24 protein-coding genes are annotated in these 21,308 nt (G+C 53.4%); 16 read left to right on the forward strand and 8 right to left on the reverse strand.

Annotated features, from left to right (window positions below; translation table 11 throughout):
* Positions 1-316 precede the first annotated feature (316 nt).
* The 6 genes from ulaA to FDX09_RS02540 are packed head-to-tail and all read left to right on the forward strand — an operon-like array spanning position 317 to position 4,727.
* Positions 317-1,714, forward strand: a complete 1,398-nt coding sequence (gene ulaA / locus FDX09_RS02515) for a PTS ascorbate transporter subunit IIC (RefSeq protein WP_038636554.1) — start codon at positions 317-319, stop codon at positions 1,712-1,714.
* A gap of 15 nt (positions 1,715-1,729) precedes the next feature.
* Positions 1,730-2,035, forward strand: a complete 306-nt coding sequence (ulaB, locus tag FDX09_RS02520) for a PTS ascorbate transporter subunit IIB (RefSeq protein ID WP_001577590.1) — start codon at positions 1,730-1,732, stop codon at positions 2,033-2,035.
* Positions 2,036-2,046: 11 nt separating this feature from the next.
* Complete coding sequence (gene ulaC, locus FDX09_RS02525) at positions 2,047-2,514, forward strand: PTS ascorbate transporter subunit IIA (RefSeq protein ID WP_038636563.1); 468 nt, start codon at positions 2,047-2,049, stop codon at positions 2,512-2,514.
* 12 nt (positions 2,515-2,526) lie between these two features.
* A complete protein-coding gene (gene ulaD, locus FDX09_RS02530) occupies positions 2,527-3,177 on the forward strand; it encodes a 3-keto-L-gulonate-6-phosphate decarboxylase UlaD (RefSeq protein ID WP_032940270.1) in 651 nt (216 codons plus the stop codon).
* Positions 3,178-3,186: 9 nt separating this feature from the next.
* Positions 3,187-4,041, forward strand: a complete 855-nt coding sequence (locus tag FDX09_RS02535; protein ID WP_038636566.1) for an L-ribulose-5-phosphate 3-epimerase — start codon at positions 3,187-3,189, stop codon at positions 4,039-4,041.
* The gene (locus FDX09_RS02540; RefSeq protein WP_137346744.1) at positions 4,041-4,727 is read left to right on the forward strand and encodes an L-ribulose-5-phosphate 4-epimerase; all 687 of its coding nucleotides are present in this window, start codon (positions 4,041-4,043) and stop codon (positions 4,725-4,727) included. Before FDX09_RS02535 ends, FDX09_RS02540 begins: the two co-directional genes overlap by 1 nt.
* Before the next feature lie 62 nt (positions 4,728-4,789).
* On the opposite strand, the gene FDX09_RS02545 is transcribed toward FDX09_RS02540, so the two are convergent.
* A complete protein-coding gene (locus FDX09_RS02545) occupies positions 4,790-5,983 on the reverse strand; it encodes an MFS transporter (protein ID WP_137346745.1) in 1,194 nt (397 codons plus the stop codon).
* A gap of 168 nt (positions 5,984-6,151) precedes the next feature.
* Complete coding sequence (gene yjfY, locus FDX09_RS02550; protein WP_038636575.1) at positions 6,152-6,427, reverse strand: DUF1471 family protein YjfY; 276 nt, start codon at positions 6,425-6,427, stop codon at positions 6,152-6,154.
* Positions 6,428-6,725: 298 nt separating this feature from the next.
* On the opposite strand from yjfY, the gene FDX09_RS02555 reads away from it, so the two are divergent.
* The 6 genes from FDX09_RS02555 to FDX09_RS02580 all read left to right on the forward strand — a co-directional run bounded on the left by FDX09_RS02555 (position 6,726) and on the right by FDX09_RS02580 (position 10,153).
* On the forward strand, positions 6,726-7,490 hold the full coding sequence (locus FDX09_RS02555; protein WP_038636579.1) for a TSUP family transporter: 765 nt from the start codon (positions 6,726-6,728) through the stop codon (positions 7,488-7,490).
* A 158-nt stretch (positions 7,491-7,648) separates the two neighbouring features.
* A complete protein-coding gene (rpsF, locus tag FDX09_RS02560) occupies positions 7,649-8,044 on the forward strand; it encodes a 30S ribosomal protein S6 (protein WP_003025672.1) in 396 nt (131 codons plus the stop codon).
* A 6-nt stretch (positions 8,045-8,050) separates the two neighbouring features.
* Positions 8,051-8,365, forward strand: coding sequence for a primosomal replication protein N (gene priB, locus FDX09_RS02565; protein ID WP_006686338.1), 315 nt, complete (start codon positions 8,051-8,053; stop codon positions 8,363-8,365).
* A 4-nt stretch (positions 8,366-8,369) separates the two neighbouring features.
* A complete protein-coding gene (gene rpsR, locus FDX09_RS02570; protein ID WP_000135199.1) occupies positions 8,370-8,597 on the forward strand; it encodes a 30S ribosomal protein S18 in 228 nt (75 codons plus the stop codon).
* A 41-nt stretch (positions 8,598-8,638) separates the two neighbouring features.
* On the forward strand, positions 8,639-9,088 hold the full coding sequence (gene rplI / locus FDX09_RS02575; RefSeq protein WP_003025676.1) for a 50S ribosomal protein L9: 450 nt from the start codon (positions 8,639-8,641) through the stop codon (positions 9,086-9,088).
* Between the two features lie 141 nt (positions 9,089-9,229).
* Positions 9,230-10,153: a DMT family transporter gene (locus FDX09_RS02580; protein WP_085048461.1), complete on the forward strand. Its 924-nt coding sequence runs from the start codon at positions 9,230-9,232 to the stop codon at positions 10,151-10,153.
* 47 nt (positions 10,154-10,200) lie between these two features.
* On the opposite strand, the gene FDX09_RS02585 is transcribed toward FDX09_RS02580, so the two are convergent.
* Positions 10,201-10,851: an OapA family protein gene (locus tag FDX09_RS02585; protein ID WP_069324743.1), complete on the reverse strand. Its 651-nt coding sequence runs from the start codon at positions 10,849-10,851 to the stop codon at positions 10,201-10,203.
* 219 nt (positions 10,852-11,070) lie between these two features.
* Here FDX09_RS02585 and fklB point away from each other — a divergent pair, with 219 nt between their 5' ends.
* Complete coding sequence (gene fklB / locus FDX09_RS02590) at positions 11,071-11,691, forward strand: FKBP-type peptidyl-prolyl cis-trans isomerase (RefSeq protein WP_038642968.1); 621 nt, start codon at positions 11,071-11,073, stop codon at positions 11,689-11,691.
* 308 nt (positions 11,692-11,999) lie between these two features.
* Positions 12,000-13,409 (forward strand): D-serine/D-alanine/glycine transporter, encoded by a 1,410-nt coding sequence (gene cycA, locus FDX09_RS02595; protein WP_038636591.1) that lies wholly within the window; start codon positions 12,000-12,002, stop codon positions 13,407-13,409.
* Positions 13,410-13,492: 83 nt separating this feature from the next.
* Here cycA and ytfE read toward each other — a convergent pair whose 3' ends face one another.
* A complete protein-coding gene (gene ytfE / locus FDX09_RS02600; RefSeq protein ID WP_079225626.1) occupies positions 13,493-14,155 on the reverse strand; it encodes an iron-sulfur cluster repair protein YtfE in 663 nt (220 codons plus the stop codon).
* Positions 14,156-14,399: 244 nt separating this feature from the next.
* Between ytfE and FDX09_RS02605 the strand changes: the two genes are divergently transcribed.
* Positions 14,400-15,971 carry a methyl-accepting chemotaxis protein gene (locus FDX09_RS02605; protein WP_069324745.1) on the forward strand — a complete coding sequence of 524 codons (1,572 nt, stop codon included), beginning with the start codon at positions 14,400-14,402 and terminating at the stop codon, positions 15,969-15,971.
* 61 nt (positions 15,972-16,032) lie between these two features.
* Here FDX09_RS02605 and FDX09_RS02610 read toward each other — a convergent pair whose 3' ends face one another.
* The 3 genes from FDX09_RS02610 to FDX09_RS02620 all read right to left on the reverse strand — a co-directional run bounded on the left by FDX09_RS02610 (position 16,033) and on the right by FDX09_RS02620 (position 18,832).
* On the reverse strand, positions 16,033-17,001 hold the full coding sequence (locus tag FDX09_RS02610) for a DMT family transporter (RefSeq protein ID WP_110496170.1): 969 nt from the start codon (positions 16,999-17,001) through the stop codon (positions 16,033-16,035).
* 76 nt (positions 17,002-17,077) lie between these two features.
* Entirely contained in the window at positions 17,078-17,902 is an 825-nt protein-coding gene (locus FDX09_RS02615) for an AraC family transcriptional regulator (protein WP_038642970.1), read from the reverse strand.
* 81 nt (positions 17,903-17,983) lie between these two features.
* Complete coding sequence (locus tag FDX09_RS02620; RefSeq protein ID WP_137346746.1) at positions 17,984-18,832, reverse strand: SDR family oxidoreductase; 849 nt, start codon at positions 18,830-18,832, stop codon at positions 17,984-17,986.
* A gap of 90 nt (positions 18,833-18,922) precedes the next feature.
* Here FDX09_RS02620 and FDX09_RS02625 point away from each other — a divergent pair, with 90 nt between their 5' ends.
* Entirely contained in the window at positions 18,923-19,303 is a 381-nt protein-coding gene (locus tag FDX09_RS02625; RefSeq protein ID WP_038642973.1) for a helix-turn-helix domain-containing protein, read from the forward strand.
* A gap of 61 nt (positions 19,304-19,364) precedes the next feature.
* Here FDX09_RS02625 and FDX09_RS02630 read toward each other — a convergent pair whose 3' ends face one another.
* Positions 19,365-21,308, reverse strand: coding sequence for a bifunctional 2',3'-cyclic-nucleotide 2'-phosphodiesterase/3'-nucleotidase (locus tag FDX09_RS02630; protein ID WP_137346747.1), 1,944 nt, complete (start codon positions 21,306-21,308; stop codon positions 19,365-19,367).

Consider the following 21,308-nt stretch of genomic DNA (forward strand, 5'->3'; position numbering starts at 1 on the left):
GATTGATACTGACATCAATTTATCAAGAAGGCAATGCGTGGATTTTTCTGATTCCGTCGTAAAGCGTCTATTACTCACAACGTAACGGGATGCTTTGTAGCAATCTATTTTTGTATTTTATTGTTTTTATGAGTTTTATTTTTTGCTCTATGAATGTTCCATAAAACCCTGGCTCGGGTAAGAGATTTATTTGCGTACTCCATCACATTTAATCAAATTCAATCTTGTTGTGATTACTTTTGAAAATTAGAGTGGGGGCACAACATCCTGAACATCTGTAATGAATGTTCAGCAACTTTGTCTACTGGAGATCGTTATGGAGATCCTCTACAACATCTTTACCGTCTTTTTTAATCAGGTCATGACCAACGCGCCGTTGCTGTTGGGTATTGTGACCTGCCTCGGCTACATCCTGTTGCGCAAAAGCGTCAGCGTCATTATCAAAGGCACGATCAAAACGATTATCGGTTTTATGCTGCTGCAGGCGGGATCGGGCATTCTGACCAGCACGTTTAAACCGGTGGTGGCGAAGATGTCCGAGGTTTACGGTATCAATGGTGCGATTTCCGATACGTATGCCTCCATGATGGCAACCATTGAACGTATGGGAGACGCTTATAGCTGGGTAGGTTATGCCGTGCTGTTGGCGCTGGCGCTGAACATTTGTTACGTCTTGCTGCGACGTATTACCGGCATTCGCACCATCATGCTCACCGGGCACATCATGTTCCAGCAGGCGGGCTTAATTGCGGTCTCTTTCTATATCTTCGGCTATTCCATGTGGACCACCATTATCTGCACGGCGGTGCTGGTGTCGCTCTACTGGGGGATTACCTCCAATATGATGTACAAGCCGACGCAGGAAGTGACCGACGGCTGCGGTTTTTCCATCGGCCACCAGCAGCAGTTCGCTTCATGGATTGCCTACAAGGTCGCGCCTTATCTGGGTAAAAAAGAGGAGAGCGTAGAAGATCTGAAACTGCCTGGCTGGCTGAATATCTTCCATGACAACATCGTTTCGACCGCGATTGTCATGACCATTTTCTTCGGGGCGATCCTGCTTTCTTTCGGCATTGATGTGGTTCAGGCGATGGCGGGGAAAACGCACTGGACGGTGTACATCCTGCAGACTGGTTTTTCGTTTGCCGTGGCGATCTTCATCATCACCCAGGGCGTACGTATGTTCGTCGCCGAACTTTCAGAAGCGTTCAACGGTATCTCGCAGCGTCTGATTCCCGGTGCGGTATTGGCGATTGACTGTGCGGCGATATACAGCTTTGCTCCCAATGCGGTGGTGTGGGGCTTTATGTGGGGCACCATCGGCCAACTGATTGCGGTCGGCATCCTCGTGGGTTGCGGCTCTTCCATCCTGATTATTCCTGGTTTTATCCCAATGTTTTTCTCCAACGCCACCATTGGCGTGTTCGCGAACCACTTTGGCGGCTGGCGCGCGGCGCTCAAGATTTGTCTGGTGATGGGGATGATTGAAATCTTTGGCTGCGTCTGGGCGGTGAAACTCACCGGTATGAGCGCGTGGATGGGGATGGCGGACTGGTCAATTCTGGCGCCGCCGATGATGCAGGGCTTTGCCTCCATCGGCATCGCGTTTATGGCCGTCATTATTCTGATTGCACTGGCTTATATGTTTTTCGCAGGACGCACGTTGCGCGCTGAGGAAGACGCAGAAAAACAACTGGCAGAACACTCTGCTTAATAAGGAGTTCCGATTATGACCGTACGTATTCTGGCTGTGTGTGGCAATGGGCAGGGCAGTTCCATGATCATGAAGATGAAAGTGGACCAGTTTTTAACCCAGTCAAATATTGACCATACAGTGAACAGCTGCGCAGTGGGTGAGTACAAAAGTGAACTGAACGGCGCGGATATCATCATCGCCTCTACCCATATTGCCGGTGAAATTACCGTAACTGGCAATAAATATGTTGTTGGCGTACGCAACATGCTATCGCCCGCCGATTTTGGACCAAAACTGCTGGAAGTGATCAAAGCGCATTTCCCACAGGACGTGAAGTAAGGATACGGCATATGAAATTACGTGATTCGCTGGCAGACAATAACGCCATCCTGCTACAGGCCGAGGCCAACACCTGGCAGGAAGCGGTAAAGTTGGGCGTGGATCTGCTGGTTAAGGCCGACGTGGTTGAACCGCGCTACTACCAGGCCATTCTTGATGGGGTTGAACAGTTTGGTCCGTACTTTGTGATTGCGCCAGGACTGGCGATGCCGCACGGGCGCCCGGAAGAAGGCGTTAAGAAGACCGGCTTTGCGCTGGTGACGCTGAAAACACCGTTGGTGTTTAACCACGAAGATAACGACCCGGTGGATATTCTGATCACGATGGCGGCGGTCGACGCCAACACGCATCAGGAAGTGGGCATTATGCAGATCGTGAATCTGTTTGATGATGAAGCCAATTTCGACCGTCTACGTGCCTGCCGCACCGCGCAGGAAGTGCTGGATTTAATTGATAACGCCACTGCGGCGGCTGTTTAAAAGGATACCGAAATGTCATTACCTATGTTGCAGGTTGCGCTGGATAACCAATCAATGTCTTCTGCGTATGAAACGACGCGTCTGATCGCCGAAGAGGTCGATATCATTGAGGTGGGCACCATTCTTTGTGTTGCTGAGGGCGTACGTGCCGTACGTGACCTGAAGGCGCTCTACCCACATAAAATTGTGCTGGCGGACGCCAAAATCGCCGATGCGGGTAAAATTCTCTCTCGCATGTGTTTCGAGGCCAACGCTGATTGGGTCACTGTTATCTGCTGTGCGGATATCAATACCACCAAAGGTGCGCTCGAGGTGGCGAAAGAATTTAACGGCGACGTACAGATTGAACTGACCGGTTACTGGACCTGGGAACAGGCTCAGGAGTGGCGTGACGCGGGTATCGGGCAGGTTGTCTATCATCGCAGTCGTGATGCGCAGGCCGCAGGTGTGGCGTGGGGAGAGGCGGATATCAGTGCCATCAAACGCCTGTCTGATATGGGCTTTAAAGTCACCGTCACCGGCGGTCTGGCGCTGGAGGATCTGCCGCTGTTCCAGGGGATTCCTATTCACGTCTTTATCGCTGGCCGCAGCATTCGTGATGCCGCGTCTCCGGTTGAGGCGGCGCGTCAGTTTAAACGTTCCATCGCCCAGTTGTGGGGCTAAGGAGCGACTATGTTGTCGAAACAGGTCCCGCTCGGTATTTATGAAAAAGCGCTCCCCGGAGGGGAGTGCTGGCTGGAGCGCTTGCGGCTGGCGAAAGAGTTAGGTTTTGACTTTGTCGAAATGTCGGTTGATGAAACCGATGCCCGCCTCGCGCGCCTTGACTGGAGCCGCGAGCAGCGTCTGGCGCTGGTGGCCGCCATCGCCGAAACGGGAGTACGTGTACCTTCTATGTGCCTGAGCGCTCACCGCCGTTTCCCGCTGGGGAGCGAAGATGATGCGGTGCGCGATCAGGGACTGGCGATCATGCGGAAAGCCATTCAGTTTGCGCAGGATATTGGTATTCGCGTGATTCAACTGGCGGGTTACGACGTCTATTACCAGCAGGCTAATAACGAAACGCGTCGTCGATTTCGCGAGGGGCTAAAAGAGAGCGTTGAGATGGCAAGTCGCGCGCAGGTGACGCTGGCGATGGAGATCATGGATTATCCGCTGATGAATTCGATCAGTAAGGCGCTGGGTTATGCCCACTATCTCAATAATCCGTGGTTCCAGCTGTATCCCGATATCGGCAATTTGTCGGCGTGGGATAACGACGTGCAGATGGAGTTGCAGGCAGGAATAGGCCATATCGTGGCCGTTCACGTGAAGGACACCAGACCCGGCGTGTTCAAAAATGTGCCGTTTGGTGAAGGTGTTGTCGATTTCGAACGTTGTTTTGCAACGCTCAAGCAGAGTGGGTATTGCGGGCCATACCTGATTGAGATGTGGAGTGAAACAACGGACGATCCGGCGCGTGAAGTGGCGAAGGCGCGCGATTGGGTGAAAGCGCGGATGGCCAGCGCAGGTCTGGTGGAGACGGTGTAATGCAAAAACTTAAACAGCAGGTTTTTGAGGCCAACATGGATCTGCCGCGTTATGGGCTGGTGACGTTTACCTGGGGTAACGTCAGCGCCATCGACCGCGAACGGGGGCTGGTGGTGATTAAGCCCAGCGGCGTCGACTACCAAACAATGACAGTGGATGACATGGTGGTTGTGGATCTGTATGGCAACGTGGTGGAAGGACGCTATCGTCCTTCTTCCGATACCGCCACCCATCTGGCGCTGTATCGCCGCTATTTATCTCTTGGCGGCGTGGTGCACACCCACTCAACCCACGCGACGGCATGGGCGCAGGCGGGTCTGGCAATACCTGCACTCGGCACGACGCATGCGGATTACTTCTTTGGTGATATCCCCTGCACGCGGGCATTAACTGAAGCAGAGGTTCAGGAGGAGTATGAGCTGAATACCGGCAAGGTGATTATCGAAACGCTGGGGAACGTGGAGCCTCTGCATACGCCCGGCGTAGTCGTGTATCAGCATGGTCCGTTTGCCTGGGGTAAAGATGCGCACGACGCGGTACACAACGCTGTGGTGATGGAAGAGGTCGCAAAAATGGCATGGATTGCGCGTGACATTAATCCGGCCCTCAGCCCCATCGACAGTTATCTGATGAATAAACACTTCATGCGTAAGCACGGCCCAAACGCCTACTACGGGCAGAAGTAACGTCTTTGCCCCGGACAACGTGCATCTACGGATGTGCGTCACCGATCTGTTCGGGGCAATCTTCAGCGTTGCTGGTAAGCCGCTGGCGTAAATCGCATTCCTGCTAAAACTATCGCACAAATGACAGCACCAGCGTAAAACGTCGAGGCTGCGCCCATCGTTTCCCACAGAATGCCCGCGCCGGTACTGGCTAACAGCAGGGCGATGCCACTGATCAGATTAAACATACCGAAGGCCGTACCGCGTAGTTCTGCTGGCGCGGTATGCGCAATCATGGCAGCCAGCAACCCTTGCGTCATGCCCATATGAATCCCCCACAGTCCCACGCCTATCAGTAACGTGCTCCAGTGGTGACTCAGCGCCAGAGTGATATCCGCCGCGATCAGGACCAGCAGGCCCGCCTGTAACATGCGGGAGTGGTTCATACTGTCAGACATTTTTCCAAAAGGATAAGCCGACAGACTGTAGACCAGATTCATGGCGACCATCACCAGCGGAATGGCAAACAGCGGGATATCCATTTGATATGCGCGCAACACGAGAAACGCTTCGCTAAAGCGGGCGAGCGTGAAGAGCGCGCCCAGTCCCACGACCCACCAGTAGGCTGCACTCAACTTTTTCAGGTTTTCCCGTCGTAACGGATTGGTGCGTTTATCAGTGACGGGGGTTTTCGGTTCACTCAGGCCAAACCATAGCAGGGCGATAGAGAGCACCCCAGGGAAGACGGCAACCCAGAAGATAGTGTGAAAATCGTTGTTCCATAGCAGCATTAGCCCGACGGCGAGCAGGGGGCCCAGAAATGCGCCAATGGTATCCAAAGACTGGCGCAGACCATAAGCGGCGCCGCGGATTTCGGACGGGGTGACATCCGCGACTAACGCATCCCTGGGAGCGCCGCGAATACCTTTACCCACACGATCAATCATGCGAGCGCTGAGTACCATGCCTGATGAGCCCGCCATCGCGAACAGGGGCTTACTCAGCGCCCCCAAACCATAACCGAGCATCGCCAGCCCTTTGCGCTTTCCCAGATAATCACTGAGAACGCCGGAAAAAACCTTAATGATCAGCGCGGTGGCTTCAGCTAATCCTTCAATCAGGCCAATGATAATGACGCTGGCTCCCAGCGTGGTTGCCATAAACAACGGCAGCAGGCTATGGATCATTTCGGAGGAGACATCCATAAGCAGACTCACGCCGCCCAGCACCCAAACGCCTTTTGGTATGCGATTCAGCGTCGCATAGCGTGCAAACATGGTTTCGCCCCAGAGTATCAGTTCGGTAATGCTTTATTTAATCAGTAAATGATGACCAGGATAAGATACAAAGAAAAATAATTCTCATTTACCTGATGTGCAAAAAAAAGCCCCCGGTGAGGGGGGCAAGTCAAACGGTGGCAATGTTCTCGTTGGTTGTTTCTGGTGCTAGCGATAAATATCCGCACTGGCGTGCATATTTCCGTTACTGCCGGGTTCCCTGGTGAGGATCACGTGGTAGTAGTTTGCGCCTTGCGCATCGGTCTCTTCATTCAGGGCCTGAGTGGCTTCACTTTCAGTGGCGAAGTTATGATTTATGTAAATGACGCCTAAGCTCTGCACATCATCCATATTCCTGGCCTGATGATTGTCAATTTGGATGGCTGCCGTTGCATTTGCACTGAGCAAAAGCACAGCCAGAAGGGTTAAAACACGGGCTCGCATATGTACCTCCTCGACTGCGGTCTCTGGTTGCTTCTCTCCTGTGAGTGATGAGCTTCTGATGTAATTTTAACCGCTACCGGCGCAGGCGTTAGCGACCATTTCTGATGCAGTTGTTCAAAAAATTACCGCATACCCGCCTTTTCTTTTATTTACAGGTAACTGATAGATACCGCTGCGTTAAAAAATACCTGTCTTTCGCGCACAAGCTCATACCAAATAGTCAATTTAAACGGATGGATACCCTGTTTATAGTGAGCCGTATAATTAATATAACTTTATGATAATAAGGCAAAAACTTATGGATACTTCATTCATGGATTTCAGCTACTTCGTGATTATGTTTATGGTCGCGCTGGTGGCTGGCTTTATTAACGTGGTGTCGGGCGGAGGTGGGTTTCTCTCTATTGGCGCACTGTTAATTTCTGGTTTACCTCCGGCGAACGCGCTGGCAACCAACAAAATTCAGGCGCTGGGCAGTTCGCTAACCTCCGGGATTTACTTTTTACGCCGGGGACATATCAACGTGCAGGAGCACAAGTATGTATTCCTGTCTGCTTTTATCGGCTCAGCGTTAGGCACGACGCTCATTCAGTTCATTGAACCGGAGGTGTTGAAAAAACTGCTTCCGGTACTGATTATCGCCGTCGCCATCTACTTTATTTCCGCTCCCAACCTCAGCGAACCGAAAAGAAAGCCGCAGGTATCCCTGTTTTTCTTTTCTCTGATCTGCGGCGGCTGTATTGGCTTTTATGATGGATTTCTTGGCGCTGGTGCGGGTTCCTTTTATACGCTCTGCTATATCCTGTTGTGGGGATACAGCATCGATAAGGCACAAATTCACTCGAATTTTATTAACCTTGCATCGAACATCGCCTCGATTTTGTTCTTCATTTTCGGCGGCAAAATGATCTGGTCGCTGGGGCTGGTGATGTTTGCCGGACAATCGCTCGGCGCGCGCCTGGGCGCAACGGTGGTACTGACGCGCGGAAAGAAAGTTATCCGGCCGATGATTGTCATTGTCTCCATTTGCATTAGCGTCAAAATGCTGCTGGATATGTATTAATGGCGACATGGTAAATAATCGTACAAGCACCTTGAGTTTACCGGCTGACCCCAGTATTATGACGCGTCATTTTTCAGCCGACCTTTAACACGTTCCTTGCCTCCATGGGCCTCGGCTGACCCAGACAGGAGGCTGAATAATCCGTAAGGAGCAATTCGATGCGTCATTACGAAATCGTTTTTATGGTCCATCCTGACCAGAGCGAACAGGTTCCGGGTATGATCGAACGCTACACTGCTGCCATCACTGGCGCAGAAGGCACGATCCACCGTCTGGAAGACTGGGGCCGCCGTCAGCTGGCTTACCCGATCAACAAACTGCACAAAGCTCACTACGTTCTGATGAACGTTGAAGCGCCGCAGGAAGTGATCGATGAGCTGGAAACTACCTTCCGCTTCAACGATGCCGTTATCCGCAGCATGGTTATGCGTACTAAACACGCTGTTACCGAAGCATCTCCGATGGTTAAAGCGAAAGACGAGCGCCGTGAGCGTCGCGATGATTTCGCAAACGAAACCGCAGATGATGCTGAAGCTGGGGATTCTGAAGAGTAATTTCTGATGACCAACCGTCTGGCGTTGTCCGGCACCGTGTGCAGGGCCCCCCTTCGAAAGGTCAGTCCATCAGGAATTCCTCATTGCCAGTTCGTGCTTGAGCATCGTTCTGTGCAGGAGGAAGCCGGGTTTCACCGGCAGGCGTGGTGCCAAATGCCCGTTATTGTTAGCGGACACGAAAACCAGGCCATTACTCACAGTATAACGGTCGGTAGCGCAGTAACCGTTCAGGGGTTCATCTCTTGCCATAAGGCAAAGAACGGCCTGAGCAAAATGGTTCTGCATGCCGAGCAGATTGAATTGATAGATTCTGGAGACTAGCCATATGGCACGTTATTTCCGTCGTCGCAAGTTCTGCCGTTTCACCGCGGAAGGCGTTCAAGAGATCGACTATAAAGATATCGCTACGCTGAAAAACTACATCACCGAAAGCGGTAAGATTGTCCCAAGCCGTATCACCGGTACCCGTGCAAAATACCAGCGTCAGCTGGCTCGCGCTATCAAACGCGCTCGCTACCTGTCCCTGCTGCCGTACACTGATCGTCATCAGTAATCGGTCACGGTCCATTAATACGACTTTGAGAGGATAAGGTAATGCAAGTTATTCTGCTTGATAAAGTAGCAAACCTGGGTAGCCTGGGTGATCAGGTTAACGTTAAAGCGGGCTATGCTCGTAACTTCCTGGTACCACAGGGTAAAGCTGTTCCTGCTACCAAGAAAAACGTTGAATTTTTCGAAGCGCGTCGCGCTGAGCTGGAAGCTAAACTGGCTGACGTTCTGTCCGCTGCTGAAGCTCGTGCTGAGAAAATCAACGCACTGGAAACCGTAACCATCGCGTCTAAAGCAGGCGACGAAGGTAAACTGTTCGGTTCCATCGGTACTCGCGACATCGCTGACGCTGTAACTGCAGCTGGCGTTGAAGTAGCTAAGAGCGAAGTTCGTCTGCCGAACGGCGTTCTGCGTACCACTGGCGAGCACGAAGTGAGCTTCCAGGTTCACAGCGAAGTGTTTGCTAAGCTGACTGTAAACGTAGTTGCGGAATAAGTTTTTATTCTGCTAACCGCGTAAAAGCGCCGGCCCTGTGCCGGCGTTTTGCTTTTCTGTTCCCCGTCTTTCTCTCTGGCTATTCTTTGTCCTTTTCGGGATAATCACAAAAATAAAACATTATTTCAAAGTGGTGATGGAATGGAACCAACGCACCAACCTCTGTTTGCGCGTAAAAATGTTGTCTATCTGAGCGCGGCATTCTGCTGCTTGCTGTGGGGGAGCGCCTACCCGGCGATCAAAAGTGGATACGAGATCTTCCAGATTGCCACGGATGACATTCCCTCGAAAATTGTCTTTGCCGGCTATCGCTTCCTGTTTGCGGGATTATTGCTGCTCCTGCTGGCGGTGGCGCAGCGTAAACCGATTGGCCGGTTAAGCCCGCGTCAATATGGTCAGCTCACGCTGTTGGGGCTGACGCAGACTTCGCTGCAATATATTTTCTTTTATATTGGCCTGGCGTTCACCACGGGGGTGAAAGGGTCCATCATGAACGCGACTGGCACGTTCTTCAGCGTGCTGCTGGCGCATTTTATCTATCAGAACGATAAACTCAGCTACAACAAGGCGCTGGGTTGTATCCTGGGCTTTCTCGGCGTGATGGTGGTGAACTTTAACAGCGGACTGGATTTTAGCTTCAGCCTGTTAGGGGACGGCTCGGTAGTGATGGCAGCCTTTATTCTCTCCGCCGCTACGTTATACGGCAAACGCATTTCTCAGACGGTCGACCCGACGGTAATGACGGGGTATCAACTGGGCGGTGGCGGTCTGGCGCTGGTGATCGGCGGTTACGCTTTTGGTGGCACGCTGACCGTACACGGCGCGTCTTCGTTGGCGATTCTGGGCTACCTGACGTTGCTCTCTTCGGTGGCATTTGCCTTGTGGAGTATTTTGCTTAAACACAACCGCGTGGGGATGATTGCACCGTTTAACTTCCTGATCCCGGTTTCAGGCGCGGTACTGTCGGCCATTTTCCTCGGCGAAAATATTCTCGAATGGAAATATGCAGTAGCGTTGGTGCTGGTCTGTTCGGGGATCTGGTGGGTGAACAAGGTGAAACGCTAACGCTTCACCTTGCTGCCTGATGGCACTGCGCTTATCAGGTGTGCTGGCTATCGGGCGCGAATAAAACTGCCGTTAGGCTGGCGGGTAAACAGGACCTGCTGGCCATTACCCGTATCGATGGTTAACCCTGTCACTACGCCACTGGCATTCTGCCTGATCTGCACCATCTGTCCGTCTTTCAAATTGCTCAGCGGTTTTCCGGCCCCTTCTACCTGCGCCATGGCGTACACATCGGTTGGCGGGAGATTGTGGTCACGGAATACCTGGGCCAGCGTTTTACCCGAATCTACGCGGTAGGAACGCCACTGCTGGTCAATTCCACTATCCGGCTGGAAAGGTTGCGTCTGTGGCTGAGATTGCTGGGCCTGCGGTTGTGCGTCTGGTTCCCCTTCCTGGATGGGTTCCGGCGCAACCGGCGCGACCTGGCCAGGGTCGTTTTGCGGGGCGACCAGTTGTGCCTGAAGCTGGGCCTCCGTCGGCGGCTGTGACTGCGACTGCAAATCCAACTGGGCAGTACGCGCGACCACTGGTGCATCGCTGTTGTCGCTGGAAGGGAGCAGGAAACCGATCACCAGCACGATAGCAGCAGCAATAATGCCGCGGCGGTGCATCGGCGGCAGCGGGTCCATAATGCGAAAATTGTCCGGTGCATGCCAGATTTTCGCCAGGGTTGGTTTTAATTCAAAGCGCCCGGGCATGGCTTTCCTCCTGCTCCGCGTCTCGTTCCTCAGTCATAGAGTATAGATCGCTAACTCTATGATACTTGTTCGGGTACCCGCTTTCGTGACATTCATGCGGACAATAGTCATTGTTTCTTTTTCCTCGCGATTTGTCATCAGTTCCCGAGACAAAGTTTTACCGGATGCGGCATGGCTGATATGCTGCCCGCTACTTTACATCCGATGAAAGGAAATATGATGGCTACCCCGACTTTTGACACTATCGAAGCGCAAGCAAGCTACGGCATTGGTTTGCAGGTAGGACAGCAGCTGAGCGAATCCGGTCTGGAAGGGCTGTTGCCTGAAGCGCTGGTAGCGGGTATCGCTGACGCGCTGGAAGGCAAGCATCCGGCAGTGCCGGTTGATGTTGTGCATCGCGCACTGCGTGAAATCCACGAGCGTGCTGATGCAGTTCGTCGCGAGCGTTTCCAGGCTATGGCCGCTGATGGCGTTAAATATCTGGAAGAAAACCGTGAGAAAGAGGGTGTGAACAGCACTGAATCCGGTTTGCAGTTCCGTGTTCTGACCCAGGGCGAAGGTGCTATCCCGGCACGCACCGACCGCGTTCGCGTGCATTACACCGGTAAACTGATCGACGGTACCGTGTTCGACAGTTCTGTCGCACGTGGCGAACCGGCTGAATTCCCAGTTAACGGCGTCATCCCTGGCTGGATTGAAGCGCTGACTCTGATGCCGGTGGGTTCCAAATGGGAACTGACTATTCCTCAGGAACTGGCTTACGGCGAGCGTGGCGCTGGCGCGTCCATTCCTCCGTTCAGCACGCTGGTATTCGACGTTGAACTGCTTGAGATTCTGTAAGCAGTGACTTCTGTTCCCCCCGAGGCCGGGGGGAGCAAAGAAATAGCGTGAAAAGCTATAGTTACGCCGTTGTCGATATTTTATCTTGCAAATGCCTCACCAGCGTGTATTTTTGTGAGCTGATTCGCGCTATCAGAGTGATATGACACTCACTTTAAACATTAAATTAACATTATATCTAAATCTTAGTATTCATCCCGCCAATTCTTACCTAATATCGATGAGTCCTGCTAACAGGATCGTCGTATCATAGACACACTAAAGGCCGTAGAGCCTGAACAACACAGACAGGTACAGGAAGAAAAAACATGGTAGATCAGGTCAAAGTCGAAGCCGCAGAAGAGGCTTCGTCTGAACAGTCGCTACGGCGCAATCTCACAAACCGTCATATTCAACTTATTGCCATTGGCGGCGCAATCGGTACCGGCCTGTTTATGGGCTCCGGTAAAACTATTAGTCTTGCCGGACCGTCGATCATCTTTGTGTATATGATCATCGGTTTCATGCTGTTTTTCGTGATGCGGGCAATGGGAGAGTTGCTGCTCTCGAATCTGGAGTACAAATCATTTAGTGATTTTGCCTCCGACCTGCTTGGGCCATGGGCCGGGTATTTTACCGGTTGGACTTACTGGTTCTGCTGGGTTGTTACCGGGATGGCCGACGTTGTCGCCATTACGGCGTATGCGCAATTCTGGTTCCCTGAACTCTCAGACTGGGTCGCCTCGCTGGCGGTGATCGTGCTGCTGCTGAGCCTTAACCTCGCCACGGTAAAAATGTTCGGTGAGATGGAGTTCTGGTTTGCGATGATCAAAATCGTTGCCATTATCGGTCTGATTGTCGTCGGCCTGGTGATGGTGCTGACGCACTTCCAGTCGCCAACTGGCGTTCAGGCATCGTTCACGCATCTGTGGAATGACGGTGGCTGGTTCCCGAAAGGGCTGAGCGGCTTCTTTGCCGGCTTCCAGATTGCGGTGTTCGCGTTTGTGGGCATTGAGCTGGTGGGGACAACCGCTGCGGAAACCAAAGACCCGGAGAAATCTCTGCCGCGCGCCATTAACTCGATCCCGATCCGTATCATCATGTTCTACGTTTTCGCGCTGATTGTGATTATGTCCGTCACGCCGTGGAGCTCGGTGGTGCCATCCAAGAGCCCATTCGTTGAACTGTTTGTCCTGGTCGGTCTGCCCGCGGCGGCGAGCCTGATCAACTTTGTGGTGCTAACTTCTGCGGCCTCTTCCGCAAACAGCGGCGTGTTCTCTACCAGCCGTATGCTGTTTGGTCTGGCGCAGGAAGGCGTGGCACCTAAAGCGTTTGCCAAGCTGTCTAAACGCGCGGTTCCGGCGAAAGGTTTAACCTTCTCCTGTATCTGCCTGTTGGGCGGCGTGGTGATGCTGTATGTGAATCCGAGCGTGATTGGCGCGTTCACCATGATCACCACCGTGTCGGCGATTCTGTTCATGTTCGTATGGACCATCATTCTTTGCTCGTACCTGGTGTACCGCAAGCAGCGTCCGCACCTGCATGAAAAATCAATCTACAAGATGCCGCTCGGTAAGCTGATGTGCTGGGTGTGTATGGCGTTCTTTGTTTTCGTACTGGTACTGCTGACGCTGGAAGAGGATACTCGCCAGGCGCTGATCGTGACGCCGCTGTGGTTCATCGCGCTGGGTCTGGGCTGGTTGTTTATCGGTAAGAAACGTATGGCAGGCGTGCGTTAGGCGTAGCCATATCGGACACAAAAAAGGCCACATAAGCAGTGGCCGAATTCGGACTTCAGGAAGGCGCTCTCGGGCGCCTTTTTTTATTCACCTGCGAGGGCACGCGGGAACAACACATTATTTTCCAGACTGATGTGTTCCATCAGGTCGTCGATCATCTCGTTAATGCCGTTATACATGGCTTTCCAGGTGGTGCAGGCTTCTGGCGGCGGCGTCACATTATGGGTGATGTGTTTGATCACTTCGACCAGTTCACCGGCATCGTCATGCTCGCTTTCCATCACGCTGATTGGTCCCATTGCCTGGCTACCCATGCCCTGTTTAATCATCGGGAACAGGATCTGCTCTTCCTTCATCATGTGGCTGGACAGCTCTTCATGCAGCATGCTCAGGTTTTTCGCCAGACCGCGCGGTACGTTCGGTTTGTCTGCGTGAACGCGTTCAACTTTCGTGGCCTGCAGGATCAGTTCCGGCAACTGTTCGCGATGTCTGTCGTGATAACGCACAATGATATGGTCGATGATTTCAGCCAGCGCCACGGTACGCCAGTCTTTCTCCAACGGCTGTTCAGCCAGCTGCGCGAGCTGCGCCTCAATAACGTCTAAATCCAGCTCTTTACGCGCGGCAGCGCGTGCCAGCGTTTGCTTACCGCCGCAGCAGTAATCCATATCGTATTTACGAAACAGGGCCGAAGCGCGAGGAATAGAGAGCGCCAGTTCACCTAAAGGTTGATCGCGATAAGACATTGCCGTTACCTCATTCTCAATAATATAAGGTGTATTTTAAATGCAACTTATAAAGAAGGCTATAACCCTTTCGGGGTGGGGTGTTTTGTGATGAGCGTCACGAAAATTTCTTATCTTGTTAAGGTGCTGAATCTTATTGAAAAGGGGAAAAATGGCGAAAAAAGCTGCGCCAGAGAATTAAATAAGCGCACGCCGCTGCCGATAGTTAGACCTCAGACAATACCTGCATAATAAAAGGCAACAGATGTTCAAACGAATCAAAGTGATAACCTTACTTATCACCGTGTTACTCGCGCTGGGCGCAATGCAGCTCATCTCCGCAGGCGTCTTTATTGGCGCACTCAATAACGATAAACAGAACTTTAATGTCTCTCAGCTTTCCAGCCAGAACGTGGCTGAATTTACCGATGCGTGGATTAGCCTGAACCAGGCTCGCGTCACGCTCAACCGGGGGATGCTGCGTTTACAGGGAACGATGGCCAGCGAGATCAACGGTGGTCAGTTGAAAGAACTGGTGAACACGGCAAATCGTCTGCTGGCCGAGTCGAAAGAGCATTACGATAAATACTACGCCCTGCCAGAAACGCCGGGGCTGGATGAGCGTCTGGCCGATCGACTGGAAGAACAGTACGGCATCTATTCTGCGACGCTGGCTAAAATGAACGCGCTGCTGGCTGAAGGTAAGCTGGAAGAGATGTTCAAGCAGAATGCTGAGCAGAAGCAGACGGCCATGCAGGAAGTATATCGGGAATGGCGTGCCGCGCAAACGGCACTGGCCACTGCCGGCGTGCAGGACAATGAGAGTGATTACCGCAAGATAATCTGGCTGTTGTCTGCCGTGATGCTGGCTGTTGTCACTGTGATTGTCGCCAGTTGGCTGGCGATGCAGCGCGTGTTGCTCAAGCCGCTCCACGAGGTGATGGGACATATTCGCCACATCGCTGCGGGTGACCTGACGCATAGCATCAACGCCGATGGCAGCAATGAAATGGCGCTGCTGGCAAGTAATGTGCGTGACATGCAGCAGGCGCTGGCGAATACGGTCAGCGTGGTGCGTGACGGGGCTGACACTATCTACACCGGCGCGGGTGAAATTGCCGCAGGCAGTAACGATCTCTCTTCACGTACCGAGCAGCAAGCTGCCTCTCTGGAAGAGACCGCTGCCAGCATGGAACAACTCACCGCCACCGTGAAGCAGAACGCGGATAACGCGCGTCAGGCGACCAGTCTGGCAAAAAACGCCTCACAGACGGCGCTGAAAGGTGGAACCGTGGTTGATGGTGTAGTGCGTACGATGGACGAAATTGCCACCAGTTCCAGCAAAATCGCGCAAATTACCTCTGTTATCGACGGTATTGCCTTCCAGACCAATATTCTGGCGCTGAACGCGGCGGTAGAAGCGGCGCGTGCGGGCGAACAGGGCCGTGGTTTTGCCGTGGTCGCTGGCGAAGTTCGTACTCTGGCGCAGCGTAGCGCTCAGGCGGCAAAAGAGATTAAGGCGCTGATTGATGACTCGGGCAATCGGGTCAATGCCGGTACGGCGCTGGTGCATGAAGCAGGCGAAACGATGGCGGAGATTGTCAGCGCCGTGACCCGCGTGACCGACATTATGGGCGAAATTGCCTCGGCTTCTGATGAACAGAGCCGGGGTATCGATCAGGTAGGCCAGGCCGTTGCCGAGATGGATCGCGTGACGCAGCAAAATGCTTCGCTGGTGGAGGAGTCCGCTTCCGCTGCCGCCGCGCTTGAAGAGCAGGCAGCACGACTGAACCAGACCGTGGCGGTATTTAAAGTGTCGCGCCGGATGGCGGCGTAAACGCCTTATCCGGCCTACATGAGATCGTACAGTCCTTGTAGGTCTGATAAGCGCAGCGCCATCAGGCATCCCCTGAAACCGGCACTACCGCCGGTTTCTGCGGTTTTGACCGCACCGCAATTACCACGCCTATTACCAGCAGCGCAATACCGCTTAGCGTCAGCAGCGGCGGAAAAGCCTGGCGCAGCATAAAGGTATACAGCAGGCCAGCCAGCGTTTCGAAGACAATCAGCGGGCCGAGGATCACCGTCGGCAGCTTCTGGCTGGCGACGTTCCAGCACAGCGCGCCAACCCACGAACACAATACCGCAATGGCTATCATCAGGCCGATAAACACATCCGGACGCGGGCCGAAGGGCAGGGCGAAACCTGGCGTTTGCCCATGCAGCCACAGACATGCTGCAATGTACCCCAGCAGAGAAACGGGCAGCGTCACCAGCGCCTGAGCCGTCGCCCACATCATCGGATGCTTATCTGGATTCTCGCGCAGCCAGCGGGCATTACGCAGTGCATACCACGCCCAGCACACCACTGAGACAAGCGCCAGCACGATACCAGAGCCATAACGCCAGCCGCTGAAATCGGGTAATCCCTGGTTCAGCTCCGAGATATTCACGCACAGCAGGCCAATAGCAATCAATATCAGCGCAGGTGACAGACGCCACCAGGATAATTTACCGTCACGCTGACTATAGAGCAGGTTGGCGAAGACCGGGATCACCACCGGTAATGTACCAATAATCATCGTTGATACTGGCGCGCCGGTACGCTGGATGGCGCTGGCCAGGCAAACGTAATAAATCAGGTTACCCATCATCGTTAGCGCCAGCGCCGTTATCCAGTCTTTACCCGTCAGTTGGCGCAGACGCGCGCGTCCCAGCCAGGCGATCGGCACAGCGATCAGCCCCAGCGCCAGATAGCGTCCCATCGACTGTAATACTGCCGGGTATTCCGGCACGATCAGCGGCCCGACAAAAATTAATCCCCACATCAGCCCTGCCAGCAGGGCGTACAGCACGCCGCTAATCATTGTTAACATCCACATCATTAAACATTGCGTTGAGTGTAGGCAGGGAGAGTGCAGCCGTATTGTATGAGATTGCGCATTAGCGCGAATAAACCTGCTTCTGATAACGTACCGGCGTAATGCCGTAACGATGAGTAAATGCGCGGGTGAGATGCGACTGGTCGGTCAAACCGGTTGCGGCGGCGACCTCTGCGGCGGGCATTCCGTGAGTGAGAAAACCTTTGGCTCGCCACAGGCGAATGGCCATCAGCATTTGGTGCGGCGTAACGTGGAAATGAGATTTAAACTGGCGTTGAAAATGCCAGGGACTCAGTGAGGCAACCCGCGCCAGTTCGTCGAGCGTTATCGGGTGCATGTAATTATCATGCAGATACTCGCGTACCCGCTCAAAGCGATGCGCCCCCTCTGCAGATGTTGGCGCATGGCGGGCCAGCGGCTGGAAGGTGTCGATCAGATCGAGCAATAACCCTTTTTGCGCCAGCGCATCCTCCGTGTTCCACAGGCCGTGGATCAGTGAGCAGATCTGGCGCGAGCGCAGCGGATCGTGACGCGTTACGTCATGAAACCACCAGTGGCGGATCCCGGTGACCTCTTCCAGAAGATCGGGCTCAAGATAGATCATCCGATAGCGCCAGCCGTCGGCGGTTTCGGCTTCGCCGGTATGCAGCTCATCGGGATTCATGGTGACGACAGAATGGGCGGGCGCGACGTACTGCGTACCGCGATAGCGAAAACGTTCGGCTCCGGCTTCTATCGCGCCAATGCCAAACGCTTCATGGGTATGTGGTTCAAAGGCGTAACGTGAGATGTGTGCATGATACAGCTCAACGCCCGGCACCTGCGCCAGATGGCGAAAGCGGGCGCTGTCTTTTTCATCAATAAACTGCTCAGGTACACCTTGCACGTTTTCTCTCCCCACGCATCATCCTGTCATTATCAGAGAGGATGCGCGGGGATGCCACCACAATTAACTAATTTTTAACACTTATACGATGCCTTTGACGCTGTCAGCCAATGATGTGGTTGGGCGGCCAATCAGTTTGCTCAACGTATGGCTGTCATCGAACAGACCGCCTTTAGAGGCGCCAACGTCAGAATCAGCCAGCATCTCCGCCAGCCCGGCAGGCAGACCAAAGCCTTTCAGCGCTGCGGCAAAATCAGCTTCGCTCAGGTTCTGATACACCACTTTTTTACCGCTCTGCTTTGCCAGTTCGGCAGCCAACTGGCTCAGGGTCCAGCCTGCATCGCCCGCCAGTTCGTAGGTTTTACCGGCGTGCCCCTCTTCACTGATGACGCGCGCGGCGGCAGCGGCATAGTCGGCGCGGGTTGCCGAGGCGATTTTGCCTTCTCCCGCCGCCCCGATAAAGACGCCGTGTTCCAGTGCAGCTGGCGCGCTGGCGAGATAGTTTTCGGTGTACCAGCCGTTGCGCAGTAGCGCATAAGCGATACCGGATTCAGCCAGCATCTTCTCGGTGGCGACGTGTTCATCGGCCAGCCCCAGCGGGGAGGTGTCGGCGTGCAGCAGGCTGGTGTAGGCGATAAATTTCACGTGGGCAGCCTTTGCTGCATTAATCACGTTGCGATGCTGTGGGGCACGTTGTCCCACTTCGCTGGAGGAGATCAGCAGTAGCTTGTCGATACCCTGTAAGGCAGTCGTAAAGGCGGCTTCGTCGCTGTAATCCGCCTGGCGAACGGTAATGCCCTGCTGGCTAAGCGCCGTCGCTTTAGCGGGGTTACGCACGATAGCCACAATCTGGCTGGCAGGAACGGTTTTCAGTAGCGATTCAATAACTTGTTGGCCCAGTTGGCCGGTGGCACCGGTAATTGCGATCATGGGGTAACTCCTTGGTATTGGTCTTGTGTTTAATCACGCTAACACTTAAACTAACTTTTAGTAAGTACGCACAAAAAGGTTAGTATGAAAATGACAGCGTCGACCCTCTCCCAGCAATTACGCGATGGCAATTTGTTTGCCGAACAGTGCCCTTCACGCGAGGTGTTAAAACACGTCACCAGCCGCTGGGGCGTGTTAATTCTGGTGGCGCTGCGCGACGGTACGCACCGCTTTAGCGATTTGCGCCGGAAGATGGGCGGCGTCAGCGAAAAGATGTTGGCGCAATCCCTGCAGGCACTGGAGCAGGACGGGTTTATCAATCGGGTGTCCTATCCGGTGGTGCCGCCGCACGTGGAATATAGTCTGACGCCGTTGGGTGAGCAGGTGAGCGATAAAGTCGCCGCGCTGGCGGACTGGATAGAACTGAATTTGCCGCAGGTTTTGGCGCAACGGGAAGAGCGGGTTGCGTGATAGGTTGGCAGTGTGTTTTTAGGCCGGATAAGACGCTGTTGCGTCGCATCCGGCACGAGAGTTACTTACTCAAATCCAGATGATAAATCGCAAAGCCGATATCATCGGTAGCGACTTTTTTCAGCGGATATTGCCCTTTCTCTTTGATAAACGCTGCGGCTTTCTCAGACGGTGACGTTTCAAAACGAATATCCAGTGGCGTATCACTGTGAATCGGCGCCAGACGCCAGTTGTTATCTGCCGCCGGATGAATTTCACCGGCACGCTTCGTCTCAGCACCAATCCATGCGGCCAGCACCGAGCGGTTTTCATCTGGTGACGCAAACGCGATGTGGTTGTCTCCTGTTCCGGCAAACTTACCGCCATAGGCGCGATAGTTGTTGGTCGCGACGAGGAAGGTGGCGTTAGGGTCGACAGGCTTACCGTTAAAGGTCAGATTCTTAATCCGCTCTGCTTTTGGGTTGATGGTCTGGCACTCGCCGTCGTAGCGGGCGGGCTGTGACACATCGATCTGATAATTCACGCCGTCGATCACGTCAAAGTTATAAGTACGGAACCCATCCCAGTTGATCAGCGACTGCGGCTTGCTGCTGTGAATATCAATTTGATTAAACTGCCCGGCGGAACATTCCAGCCACTCTTTCACCTCTTTGCCGCTGGCTTTCACGACCACCAGGGTATTGGGATAGAGATACAAATCAGCGGCATTACGGAAGGTTAACTGGCCTTTTTCGACTTCGACAAAGCTGGCCGGATCGTTCTTGCGTCCACCGACCTTAAACGGCGCGGCCGCGGAAAGTACCGGCAATTTTGCCAGGTCCGGATCGCCCTGAATAAAATGTTCCACATAGGCTTTCTGGGCGTTATTCACCACCTGCACGGTCGGGTCATCCTGAACCAACGCCAGGTAGCTGTACATGTTGTCGGCGGATTTACCAATTGGTTTGCTGACGAATTCACGAGTGGCGTCGTGATCGGCTTTCAGGATCTCAACGATTTTTTTGTCTTCTGCTGCCAGTGATTTTTTCGCCGCGGCGTCATAAATGGGGCGTGCCTCTGCTTTCGCCTGGCTGACCTGCCATTTACCGCTGTCGTTATTCAGTACCAAATCCACGACGCCCAGATGATCGCCCCACATGCCCGGCATCACCGCCGGTACGCCATTGAGCGTGCCTTTCGCGGTATCCGCGCCTTTAATATTGGCAAAATCTTTACCCGGGAAAACGGCGTGAGCATGACCAAACATAATGGCATCCACTCCCGGTACTTCACTGAGATAATAAACGGAGTTTTCCGCCATCGTCTGATACGGGTCGGCAGAAAGGCCGGAGTGAGCAATCACCACCACGACATCAGCGCCTTTTTTCCGCATTTCCGGCACATACTTACGCGCGGTTTCGGTGATGTCATTTACCGTCACTTTGCCGCTAAGGTTAGCTTTATCCCAGGTCATGATTTGTGGTGGCACAAAGCCGATATAGCCAATCTTCAGCGTCTGCTTGTTACCTTGCTGGTCGACCACTTCAGTTTCTTTGATCAAATAAGGCGTAAATAGCGGCTTTTTGGTCTTAACATCGATGATATTGGCGTTAACGTAGGGGAACTTCGCTCCGGCCAGCGCGTTATGCAAATACGCCAGACCATAGTTGAATTCATGATTGCCGAGGTTGCCCACCGCGTAATCCAGCGTATTGAGCGCCTTATATACCGGGTGAGTTTCGCCCGCTTTCAGCCCTTTGGCCGCCATGTAATCCCCGAGCGGGCTGCCCTGAATCAGATCGCCGTTATCAACCAGCACGCTGTTTTTGACTTCACTACGCGCGGCGTTGATCAGACTTGCCGTGCGCACCAGGCCAAATTTTTCAGTCGGCGTGTCTTTGTAATAATCGAAATCCATCATATTGCTATGTAAATCAGTGGTTTCCATTATTCGCAGATCGACGGTCGCGGCATTCACGCTGGCTGCAATCAGCGTTGCCAGAAGCGTTGCACTAAACTTAATCAT

Origin of the sequence: Citrobacter sp. wls717, assembly GCF_005280955.1 — a bacterium.
Lineage (GTDB): Bacteria > Pseudomonadota > Gammaproteobacteria > Enterobacterales > Enterobacteriaceae > Citrobacter > Citrobacter werkmanii.